Source organism: Phycicoccus mangrovi, from assembly GCF_018729305.1.
GTDB classification, from domain to species: Bacteria; Actinomycetota; Actinomycetes; order Actinomycetales; family Dermatophilaceae; genus Phycicoccus; species Phycicoccus jejuensis.
Genome location: NZ_JAHHWP010000004.1, coordinates 91203 through 101468 on the forward strand (window position 1 = coordinate 91203; position 10266 = coordinate 101468).

13 protein-coding genes are annotated in these 10266 nt (G+C 74.8%); 8 read left to right on the forward strand and 5 right to left on the reverse strand.

The features are described from left to right. The first annotated feature begins 63 nt into the window (after positions 1–63). Genes KMZ30_RS01460 through KMZ30_RS01470 form a run of 3 tightly spaced genes read left to right on the forward strand, consistent with a single transcriptional unit; the run spans position 64 to position 2938 of the window. Positions 64–972: a DUF1272 domain-containing protein gene (locus KMZ30_RS01460; RefSeq protein ID WP_308279521.1), complete on the forward strand. Its 909-nt coding sequence runs from the start codon at positions 64–66 to the stop codon at positions 970–972. Further along, entirely contained in the window at positions 972–1970 is a 999-nt protein-coding gene (locus KMZ30_RS01465; RefSeq protein WP_215511075.1) for a uroporphyrinogen decarboxylase/cobalamine-independent methonine synthase family protein, read from the forward strand. The genes KMZ30_RS01460 and KMZ30_RS01465 overlap by 1 nt, the downstream gene beginning before the upstream one ends. After that, the gene (locus tag KMZ30_RS01470; RefSeq protein ID WP_226901532.1) at positions 1970–2938 is read left to right on the forward strand and encodes a DMT family transporter; all 969 of its coding nucleotides are present in this window, start codon (positions 1970–1972) and stop codon (positions 2936–2938) included. Before KMZ30_RS01465 ends, KMZ30_RS01470 begins: the two co-directional genes overlap by 1 nt. Positions 2939–2954: 16 nt before the next feature. On the opposite strand, the gene KMZ30_RS01475 is transcribed toward KMZ30_RS01470, so the two are convergent. The 3 genes from KMZ30_RS01475 to KMZ30_RS01485 all read right to left on the reverse strand — a co-directional run bounded on the left by KMZ30_RS01475 (position 2955) and on the right by KMZ30_RS01485 (position 5358). Continuing rightward, positions 2955–3401 (reverse strand): hypothetical protein, encoded by a 447-nt coding sequence (locus tag KMZ30_RS01475; protein WP_215511076.1) that lies wholly within the window; start codon positions 3399–3401, stop codon positions 2955–2957. Further along, positions 3398–4891, reverse strand: a complete 1494-nt coding sequence (locus tag KMZ30_RS01480) for a long-chain-fatty-acid--CoA ligase (RefSeq protein WP_215511077.1) — start codon at positions 4889–4891, stop codon at positions 3398–3400. Before KMZ30_RS01480 ends, KMZ30_RS01475 begins: the two co-directional genes overlap by 4 nt. A gap of 110 nt (positions 4892–5001) precedes the next feature. Continuing rightward, entirely contained in the window at positions 5002–5358 is a 357-nt protein-coding gene (locus KMZ30_RS01485; RefSeq protein ID WP_215511078.1) for a YciI family protein, read from the reverse strand. Between the two features lie 107 nt (positions 5359–5465). On the opposite strand from KMZ30_RS01485, the gene KMZ30_RS01490 reads away from it, so the two are divergent. From KMZ30_RS01490 to KMZ30_RS01510, 5 genes are read left to right on the forward strand one after another with little or no spacing between them, the layout of a single operon-like run. Further along, a complete protein-coding gene (locus KMZ30_RS01490) occupies positions 5466–5942 on the forward strand; it encodes a mycothiol transferase (RefSeq protein ID WP_215511079.1) in 477 nt (158 codons plus the stop codon). A 45-nt stretch (positions 5943–5987) separates the two neighbouring features. Beyond that, positions 5988–6353, forward strand: coding sequence for a hypothetical protein (locus tag KMZ30_RS01495; RefSeq protein ID WP_215511080.1), 366 nt, complete (start codon positions 5988–5990; stop codon positions 6351–6353). Next, entirely contained in the window at positions 6295–8547 is a 2253-nt protein-coding gene (gene ligA, locus KMZ30_RS01500) for an NAD-dependent DNA ligase LigA (protein ID WP_215519843.1), read from the forward strand. The genes KMZ30_RS01495 and ligA overlap by 59 nt, the downstream gene beginning before the upstream one ends. Further along, complete coding sequence (locus tag KMZ30_RS01505; protein ID WP_215511082.1) at positions 8547–8894, forward strand: hypothetical protein; 348 nt, start codon at positions 8547–8549, stop codon at positions 8892–8894. The genes ligA and KMZ30_RS01505 overlap by 1 nt, the downstream gene beginning before the upstream one ends. After that, positions 8891–9262: a hypothetical protein gene (locus tag KMZ30_RS01510; protein WP_215511083.1), complete on the forward strand. Its 372-nt coding sequence runs from the start codon at positions 8891–8893 to the stop codon at positions 9260–9262. The genes KMZ30_RS01505 and KMZ30_RS01510 overlap by 4 nt, the downstream gene beginning before the upstream one ends. Positions 9263–9282: 20 nt before the next feature. On the opposite strand, the gene KMZ30_RS01515 is transcribed toward KMZ30_RS01510, so the two are convergent. Continuing rightward, entirely contained in the window at positions 9283–9708 is a 426-nt protein-coding gene (locus tag KMZ30_RS01515) for a hypothetical protein (RefSeq protein WP_215511084.1), read from the reverse strand. After that, a complete protein-coding gene (locus KMZ30_RS01520) occupies positions 9705–10166 on the reverse strand; it encodes a YbaB/EbfC family nucleoid-associated protein (protein WP_215511085.1) in 462 nt (153 codons plus the stop codon). Before KMZ30_RS01520 ends, KMZ30_RS01515 begins: the two co-directional genes overlap by 4 nt. Positions 10167–10266 lie beyond the last annotated feature (100 nt).

Sequence of the window (10266 nt, forward strand, 5' to 3'; positions counted from 1 at the left end):
TCCTGCCGGAACGGCCGGTAGTGGTCCTTCCGCGGGGTCCAGTGCTGTTGGCAGGATGGTCCCGTGACCCTGGAGATGCGCCCGTCGTGCGAGTGCTGCGACGCCGACCTGCCCGCCGACGCCGTGGGGGCGGTCGTCTGTTCCTTCGAGTGCACGTTCTGCGCCGGCTGCGCCGAGCACCTCGAGCGGGTGTGCCCGAACTGCGGGGGGGAGCTCATGCCGCGCCCGACCCGCGTCGGCGACGCGCTGCGCCGTCACCCCGCCTCGAGCGAGCGCGTGGTGTCCGCAGGGGAGTGCCCCGGCCCCGGCTACTCCGGTCTCGCGCACGCCGATCGGGCGCCCGAAGGGCTGGCTCGCCACGCCGAGCGTGGCAGCACGGAGCGCGCGGCCCTCGACGCGCTCCTCGACGAGGTCCTCGCCGGCACGCTGTCGACCGTCGTCGACGGCCGGCCGTGGGTCGTGCCGATGCTGTTCGCCCGCGACGGCGACCGCATCCTCCTGCACGGCTCGACCGGGGCCGGCGCGCTGCGCCGGGTGGCCGCGGGCGCGCCCGCCGCCCTGACGGTCGTGTCCGTCGACGGGCTCGTCGTCGCCCACACGACGTTCGAGTCCTCGGCGAACTACCGCTCGGCCGTCGTCCACGGCGAGCTCGTGACGCTGACCGGCGCCGACCGCACCGGGGCCCTCGACCGGCTCTCGGACCGCCTTTTGCCCGGCCGCACGGGCGAGGTGCGGCCGATGACCCGCCGCGAGGAGGCCGCGACCCTCGCGATGGCCCTCCCCATCACCGACGGGCGCTGGCTGCTCAAGGCCCGCACCGGCGGCCCGAGCGCCCCGGAGGAGGACACCGGCGGCGCCTGGTGCGGTGTCGTGCCGCTGCGGACGGTGGCCGGCACGCCCGAGCCCGCGCCGTGGGCCGGGGACGCGCCGGTGCCGGTCTCGGTCCAGACCCTCGTCGGGCGGTGGTCGTGATGGCGTCGGCACCGGTGCGCGCCACCGGGATCGGCTCGTGGCCGGGGGCGTCGGCCCGCGAGGCCGTCCGCACGGTGCGCGACCTGCTCGTCGACGGCGACGGCATCGGGCTGCCCTTCCTCCCCGAGACGCCCTCGCGGGGTCCCGGCTCCGACATGGTGGGCCGGGCCGCCGGGATGCTCGTCGACCTGCCCGTCGACCTCCAGCCGAGCGGCTGGCGGCTCGTCGACCGGCCGGGCCGGGACGCCGCGCGCACCGCCTCGCTCCTGCGCGAGGACCTCGACGAGCTCGCCGAGGCCTACGACGGCTGGTCGGGCCCGCTCAAGGTGCAGGTGTGCGGGCCGTGGACGCTCGCGGCCACCCTCGAGCTGACCCGTGGCGAACGGGTCGTCACCGACCCCGGGGCCGCCGCCGACCTGCGCGCCTCGCTCTCCGAGGGGATGGCCCGGCACGTCGCCGACGTGCGCCGGCTCGTGCCCGGCGCCGAGGTCGTGCTCCAGGTCGACGAGCCGGCCCTCACGGCCGTCCTCGAGGGGTCGCTGCCGACGGCGTCCGGCTACGGACGGGTGCGTTCGGTCGACCCCCAGACCGTCGCCTCCGGCCTGCGTGAGCTCCTCGCGGCCCACGACGGTCCGACCGTGGTCCACTCCTGCCACCCCGCCGCGCCGGTGCCGCTCCTGAGGTCGACCGGGGCCGGGGCGCTCGCGCTCGAACTCACCGCCGCCTCGCCCGCGCGCTGGGAGAGCGTCGCGGCGACGCTCGAGGCCGGGACCGGGGTGTACGCCGGCGTCCTCGCGACCGACGGCTCGACGAGCGACACCGGCGCGCACCGCGCGCTCGTCGAGGGCCTCGGGCGTGCGGGCCTCGACGCGGCCGCCGTCGAGGGGCTCGTCGTCGCGCCGGCCTGCGGGCTCGCGGGGGTCACCCCCGCGGTGGCGCAGGGGGTGCTGCGGGCCGCGCTCGACACCGCCCGCCGCCTCGCCGAGCAGGCGTCCTGATGGCCCGCCCGCGCGTGGCCTGGCAGGTCAAGTTCGTCGCGCTCGTCCTCATCTGGGGGTCGAGCTTCCTGCTGATGAAGGTCGGGCTCGAGTCGCTCGAGCCGGTGCAGATCTCCGGGCTGCGCATCGTCACCGGCGCCGTCGTCGTCACCGCGCTGCTCGTCGCCGGGGGCGGGCGGCTCCCGCGCGGGGCGCGCGTCTGGGGGCACCTGCTCGTGTGCGGCCTCCTGCTCGCGACGCTCCCGTTCACGCTGTTCGCGCTGTCCGAGACGCGGATCGCGTCGGCGCTCGCGGGCATCGGCAACGCCGCGACCCCGATCGCGACCGTCCTCGCGACCCTCGCGCTGCTCCCCGGCGCCCGGGTCACCGGACGGCGCCTCGTCGCCGTCGGCGTCGGGTTCCTCGGCGTCGTGACGATCATGCAGCCGTGGACCTCGACCGAGGGGCCGGACCTCGTCGGGTTCGCGATGGCGCTCGCGGGCGGCGCCAGCTACGGCGTCGGGTGGACCTACAACCGCCGCTTCCTCGCCGGCGCCGACCTCGGTGGGCTCGCGATGCCCGCGGCGACGCTCCTCACCGGGCTCGCGCTCATGGTCCCGACGGCGCTCGGCTGGGCGCTGACCCGTCCCGAGGGCCTGGCCGCGCTCTGGGCGCACGGGCCCGCGACGGACGTGCCCGGCTGGCTCCCGCTCGCCTGCGTCCTCGTGCTCGGGGTCGTCGGCACCGGGTTCGCCTACGTCCTGCAGTTCGACGTCGTCCGCGGCGCCGGGCCGGTCGTCGGTTCGACGATCACCTACCTCATCCCGGTCGTCTCGGTGCTGCTCGGCGTCCTCGTCCTCCACGAGCGGCTCGGGGCCTGGCAGGTGGTCGGGTTCGGCGTCGTCCTCGCGGCGGCGTGGGTCGTCAACCGCCGGCCCCGCACCCCCGAGGCCGCGGCCGTGCGGGAGCGCGAGCGGGCCTCCGCCTGAGCCGGGGAGGCGGCGATCAGGCCGGGGGGCCGGCCGCCCGGCGCCAGGAGCGGCTGCCGGCCCACGCGACCAGCAGGGTGGCCGCGCTGAGCAGCACCACGGGCAGGGCGACGACGAGGGCGGACCCGACCAGCCCCACGCCCCCGACCGTCCAGTGGAAGACCCAGGCGAGGTCGCGGCGACGGACCAGCAGGCGCACGGTCAGCAACGCCCAGGCCAGCAGGCCGAGGGCGGGCAGCACGAGGACGAACGGCCCGAACACGGTGATGTAGCCGTGCACGTCCGAGAGCGGGTCGTCGTTCGTCACGACGCCGACGTACCAGCCGACGACCACGACCGCGCAGGCGACCCACGCGACGCACGCCACGACGCCCGCGGCGCGCCACCGGTCGGCGGTCCGGACCGCGGCCGGGTGCCCGGGGCGGCCGACCTGGGCCGGGGCCGCCGGTGGCGAACCGGTCATCCCTCGGCGGGGGCCCGGACCTCGCGGCGCAGGATCTTGCCGGTCGGGCCCTTGGGCAGCGCGTCGACGACCCACACCTTGCGGGGGTACTTGTAGGCCGCGATGCGCTCCTTCGTGAACGCGATGATGTCCTCCGGCGTCGCGGTCGAGCCCTCGCGCAGCGCGACGGCCGCGCCGACCTGCTCGCCGAGGAGGTCGTCCGGCATGCCGACGACGGCGACCTCGAGGACGTCGGGGTGCTGGTAGACGACCTCCTCGACCTCGCGGGGGTACACGTTCATCCCGCCGCGCAGGATCATGTCCTTCTTGCGGTCGACGATCGTGAAGTAGCCCTCGTCGTCCATCGTCGCGAGGTCGCCGGTGCGGAACCAGCCGTCGGGGATGGCCTCCGCGGTCGCCTCGGGCTTGTTCCAGTAGCCCTTCATGACGTTGTCGCCGCGGATGGCGATCTCGCCGACCTCGCCGACCGGCACCTCGTTCCCGTCGAGGTCGACGCACCGCATCTCGCACCCGGGGATGGCCACGCCGATGGTGCCCGGCTTGCGCTCCTTGTCGGGCATGTTGAAGCTCGCGACGGGGGAGGTCTCGGAGAGGCCGTAGCCCTCGAGGATGACGCAGCCGAACTTCTCCTCGAAGGCCTTCATGACCTCGAGCGGCATCGCGGACCCGCCACTGGCACAGGTGCGCAGCGAGCTGGCGTCCATCCCGTCCGAGCTCGGGTGGTTGAGGATCGCGGCGTACATCGTCGGCACGCCCTGCATGATCGTCACCCGCTCCTTCTCGATGACCTCGACCGCCGCCTGCGGGTCGAAGCGGGGGATGAGCGCGAGCGAGGCGCCGGAGATCGTCGCGGCGTTGAGACCGACGACGAGCCCGAAGACGTGGAAGAGGGGCAGGCAGCCCATGACGACGTCGTCGGCGGTCATCTGCTGGATGACCTGCGCCGAGCGCATCGCGTTGAGGTGGATGTTGCTGTGGGTCAGCTCGGCGCCCTTCGGGCGGCCGGTCGTGCCCGAGGTGTAGAGGATGATCGCGGTGTCGTCGTCCTCGCGGGGCGTGGGCTCGGGGAGGGGCGTGCCGCCCTCGAAGTCCTCCGGCCCCATCGCGCCCGTCGTCACGACCCGGGTGCCGCTGTTCTGCGCCCCCTTGACCGCCTCGTCGACGAAGTCCGGCCAGACGAAGGCGATCTTCGCGCCGGAGTCGGTGAAGAAGTAGTCGATCTCGCCGGCCTTGAGGAGCGGGTTCATCGGGACGACGATGCCGCCGGCGAGGAGGATGCCCCAGTAGACGACCGGGAAGGCCGGCACGTTGGGGAGGATGACGGCGACGCGGTCGCCGCGCTGGATGCCGTTCTCGCGCAACGTCCCCGCCACCTTGGCGGCCATGCCGTGCAGCTGGGCGTAGGTGACGCCCTGGCCGTTGACCCGCAGCGCGTCCTGCTCGGGGTGCGCCGCGGCGGTGGTGGTGAGGTTGGTCGAGAGGTTGGTCATCGGTGCTCCTGGGTCCGGCGTCGGTGACGGACCCCCATCCTCATACGCCGGGGCGCGCTCGCGCCAGAGGTCGGCCGACCCGGCCCGCGCCGTGTCGAGGCGCGGACCGCTCAGTCCTCGTCGACCGGACGGACCTCGACGACCGGGTGGGCCCGCAGCAGGACGCGGGCCGCCTCGACGACCGCGTCGCGCCCGCTCGCCTGCACGACGTAGAAGCCCGACAGCTGCTCGGCGGTCTCGGCGAAGGGCCCGTCGGTGACGAGGGCGTCGCCGCTCGGGTCGCGACGCAGCGTGGCGACGCCGGAGCTCGGACCGAGGGCCGCGCCGCCCGTCACCGACCCGCCGGCGGCACGCAGCCGCCCGACGAACTCGACGTCAATGTCGTAGGTGGCCTGGCGCTGCTCGGCGGTGGCGGCCAGCCAGGCCGCCTCGTCGTCGGCGGGGAACATGACGATGAACTCGGGCACGGTGGGCATCCTCTCGTGGGGGCGGTCACCGGGACGACGAGCGAGCGACCCGGTTCTCGACAGCCGCCCTCCCACGACCTCGCACGGGGGCGGGCTAGCCTCGCCGGATGACCGCCGCCGACGAGCTGCTGGCCTCCTGCGAGGGCCTCCTCGACCAGTACGAGGCCCTGTGCAGTGAGCTGGGCGACCAGCACGTCACCGCGCGCCTCGACGAGGTCTCGGGGTCCAACAGCGCCTTCGCGCTCGTGACCCACGTCGCGGGCGTGATGACCCGGTGGGGGAGGACGGTCAACCGCGGGATGCCCGTGCCGCGCGACCGGGACGCGGAGTTCCGGGCCTCGGGCACCGTGGAGGAGGCGCTCGCCCTGCTCGAGCGCGCCCGTCGCGACCTCGTCGACGACGTGCGCGCCGCTCGGCTCGGGGACCCGCCCGTCGCACCCCCGCCGGACCAGCCGGACGCCTACCCCACGCAGGGTGCGGTCCTGCTCCACGTCCACGAGGAGCTCGCCCAGCACCTCGGGCAGCTGGAGGTGACGCGCGACATCGTCCTCGAGCGTGCCCGCCGCGGCGGCGTCGCCCGCTAGGGTCCGTCGCAGGAGGGCGGGGGGTCCGTCCGGGGAGGCGTGGTCGTGGAGCTCTCGGTCACCAGCGTGCTGTCGATGGTCCTGCTCGTCGGGCAGGTGGTTCCGCCGGCCGTGGGGCTCGTGCTCGTCGCCCGGCGTCGCGCCCGCGGGTCGTGGAGGACCTGGGCCCTGCTCTTCTTCGGGATCGGGGTCGTGACCGGGGCCTCCCAGGCGATCATCACGGGGAGCTTCTACTTCGTCGGCGTCTGGGGGATGGAGATCTACCCGGTGCTGGCCCTCGTGCAGGGCGTCCTCGGGCTGCTCGCTCTCGCGGGTTCGTGCCTCGGCGTCGCGGCCGTCCTCGCCGACCGCCATGACCTCGAGCCCGCCCCGCCCGCCGTGCCGGCGCCCGGCCCGTACCCGCAGGGCTGACCCGCGCCGGGCCGTCGGTGGTCTGCGGCAGGATGGGCGGGTGAGCGAGACCCCGACCGACCCCGCCGCGCAGGAGCCCGCCGCCACCGTCCCGGACGAGGTCCGGCACGAGTGGGAGGCGCTGGCCGAGGAGGCGCGCGGCCACCAGTTCGACTACCACGTCAAGGACGCGCCGACGGTCAGCGACGGCGAGTACGACGCGCTCATGAAGCGCCTCAACGCCCTCGAGGACGAGCACCCCTCGCTGCGCACGCCCGACAGCCCGACCCAGCAGGTCGGCGGGGCGACCTTCTCCACGGACTTCACGGCCGTCGACCACCTCGAGCGGATGCTCAGCCTCGACAACGCCTTCTCCGCCGAGGAGCTCGCGGCGTGGGCCGCGCGGGTCGAGCGCGACGCCGGGGGAGCGTCCTTCCACTGGCTCTGCGAGCTGAAGATCGACGGCCTCGCGATCAACCTGCTCTACGAGAACGGCCGGCTCACCCGCGCGCTGACCCGCGGCGACGGGCGCACCGGCGAGGACGTGACCCTCAACGTCCGCACCATCGACGGGGTCCCCACCGAGCTGCACGGCGACGACGTGCCCGAGCTCGTCGAGGTGCGCGGCGAGGTGTTCTTCCCCATCGAGGCCTTCGGCGACCTCAACGCCTCGCTCGTCGAGCAGGGTCGGCCGCCCTTCGCGAACCCGCGCAACGCCGCGGCGGGGTCGTTGCGACAGAAGGACCCTCGCGTCACCGCGACCCGCCCGCTGCGGATGCTCGTCCACGGGATCGGCGCGCGGCGCGGCTTCGACATCACGCGGCAGTCGGAGGCCTACGACCTGCTCCACGCGTGGGGGCTGCCCACGAGCACCCACTACCGGGTCCTCGGCAGCGTCGAGGACGTCCAGGCCTTCGTCGACGGCTACGGCGAGCGCCGGCACAGCGTCGAGCACGAGATCGACGGGGTCGTCGTCAAGGTCGACGAGCTCTCGGTGCAGCGGCAGCTCGGCTCGACGAGCCGCGCGCCGCGCTGGGCGATGGCGTTCAAGTACCCGCCGGAGGAGGTCAACACGAGGCTCCTCGACATCCAGGTGAACGTCGGCCGCACCGGCCGGGTCACGCCGTTCGGGGTGATGGAGCCGGTCACCGTCGCGGGCTCGACCGTCTCGATGGCCACGCTGCACAACGCCCACGAGGTCGTGCGCAAGGGCGTGCTCATCGGCGACACCGTCGTGCTGCGCAAGGCCGGCGACGTCATCCCCGAGATCCTCGGCCCGGTCGTCGCCCTGCGCGACGGCTCGGAGCGCGAGTTCGAGATGCCGACGCACTGCCCGTCGTGCGGCACCGAGCTCGCGTACGAGAAGGAGGGCGACAAGGACATCCGCTGCCCCAACTCGCGGTCCTGCCCGAGCCAGCTGCGCGAGCGGCTGTTCTCGCTGGCCGGACGCGGCGCGTTCGACATCGAGGCGCTCGGCTGGGAGGGCTCGACGGCGCTGCTGGAGTCCGGCGTCCTCGACGACCCCGAGCTCGGCGGCCCCAGCGAGGCGATGGTGTTCTCGCTCACCGCTGCCGACGTCGCCCGTGTGCCGCTCTACACGCGTGCGGCCAAGAAAACGGACCCCGAGGACGCCGTCGTCGACGGTCGCGTCCTGTCGGCCAACGGGCAGCGGCTCGTCGACAACCTCGGCTCAGCCAGGGACCAGCCGTTGTGGCGCGTGCTCGTCGCGCTGTCCATCCGGCACGTCGGGCCCACGGCCGCCCGGGCGCTCGCGCAGCACCTCGGCTCGATGGAGCGCGTGCGCGAGGCGAGCCTCGAGGAGCTCGCCGGGGTCGAGGGCGTCGGGCCGGTCATCGCCCAGGCCGTCCGCGAGTGGTTCGACGGCGAGGGGTCGGACTGGCACCGGCGCATCGTCGAGCAGTGGGCCGCCGACGGGGTCCGGATGGAGGACGAGCGCGACGAGTCGGTCGAACAGACCCTGGCCGGGCTCACCGTCGTCGTCACCGGCTCGCTCGAGGGGTACTCGCGCGACGAGACCAAGGAGGCCATCCTCGCGCGCGGCGGCAAGGCGTCCGGGTCGGTCTCGAAGAAGACCGACTACGTCGTCGTCGGCGCCAACGCCGGCTCCAAGGAGGACAAGGCGCGCGAGCTCGGGCTGACCATCCTCGACGAGGCGCAGTTCACCCGCCTGCTCGAGACCGGCTCAACCGAGTGATGCGCGACCTGGTCGCCGTCACCGGGTCGGGCGGGAGGATCTTCGTCGTCGGCGTCGTCCTCACGGGCGTGCTGCTGGCCCTGTTCCTCCTCCCGTTCCTCTGGCACGTCGCCCGCGCCGTCGCGGCTCGCGACCCGTGGCTGCCGTTCGACCGGAAGCCCGACGGCGGGTACACCTTCATGGCGCGGCACCGCTGGTTCTCGGCCTTCCGCGCCCCGGCCGTCTCTCGGCGCGGACCGGTGGGCCTCGCCGTGCGCTACGTGGTCTGGCTCGGGGTCATCGCGACGTTCGTCTACCCCTTCGTGTGGTGCCTCGGCGTGTACCTGGACCATCGGCAGGGGGCGTGAGCGCCGTGGACGCCGACCTCGGAGCGCTGGTGTGGGGTGTGCGGCTGGTGCTCGTCGTCTCGCTCGTCGCCGTCCTCGGGCTGCTCTGGTCCATCTGGCGGAGCGCCGTCCGCCCGGTGTTGCTCGAGCTGCGCCGGTCGCGGCACGCGGGGGACTGGTGGGCGCCGTGGGTGCCCCGCGAGGACGGGTCGTGGGGACCCCTCACCGACAACCGGTGGTGGGCGGAGTTCCGTGCCCGTGAGAGGGGCGAGAGGTCGGCGCTCGCCGTGCGGTGGGGTGTCTGGGGCGGGGTCGCCCTGGTCCTCGGAGTCGGCTGCGTGGCCGCCGCCGCGGCGGCGGTCGTCGGCGTGGTCGCGGTGTGGGTCTGAGCGGGACGTCGGGTCGCGCCTCAGGGGGTGGCGTCCGGGTCCTCGGGCAGCACCTGCGCGCGGCGGAACCGTGTCTCGGTGGCGGTCGCCACGGTCCTTGCCGCGCTCGATTCCTCGCCGAAGGTCTCCGCGCTGGAGCGCCGCAGCTGCTCGGCGAGGTCGCGCTGGGCCGCGAGCACGGCGTCGAGGACCTGCTCGCTGACCGCTCGGCCGCCGGCACGGCAGGCCTCGTCGGGGACGGCCACCTCGAGCACCCCTCCGCTGGCGGAGACCTCGACCGTGATGCCGTCCTCGGAGCGACCGGTGCCGCGCAGCGCGTCCGCGGCGGCGCGCCAGGCCATGGCCGCCCGCGCCTGCGCGACGAGCCCGGCCAGCTCGCCCTCGGTCGGGGTGTCGCCGTCGAAGCGCGACGGGTCCATCGCCGGCGTCGGTTCGGGCCGGGTCACCAGGTGCCTCCGGGGGCGGGCGTCCGCGGACCGCGGCCGGGAATGGACCGTCCGTCCGTCTCCGGTGGGTCGACCCGGACGAGGGGAGTGGCCTGCTCCACCTCGGCCCTGAAGGCCGCGGCCGTCGCCGACCCCGCGCCCCAGGCGTCCTCGGCCGAGCGAGCGGCCTTCTCCCGCACGGACTCCTGAGCGGCGCGCAGGGCAGCCCGGACGGCGCGGGTCACCACGCGTCCACCGCGGGCGGCGACGACGTCGGCGACGACGAGGCCGGTGAGCATGCCCTGGACGTCGACCTCCGCGCGGACGTGTCCCCCTTCGGAGGTCCCCGTGCCCGTGAGGGACTCGGCCTCCCGCTGCCAGGCGAGGGCCTTGTCGGCCGACGGCCCGGCCTGGGCGGTGTCGTGCGCGATGGCGGCGAGCGCCTCTTCGGGACCCGAGTACCCGCGTGGCTCAGTCATGTTCACGACCCTAGCGGCGAGGTCCGCCGTGCGCCGACCGACGGGGTCGACCGTGTACGGTCGACCCGATCGCGCCCGCCGCCGGCCGGGCACCCCGTCT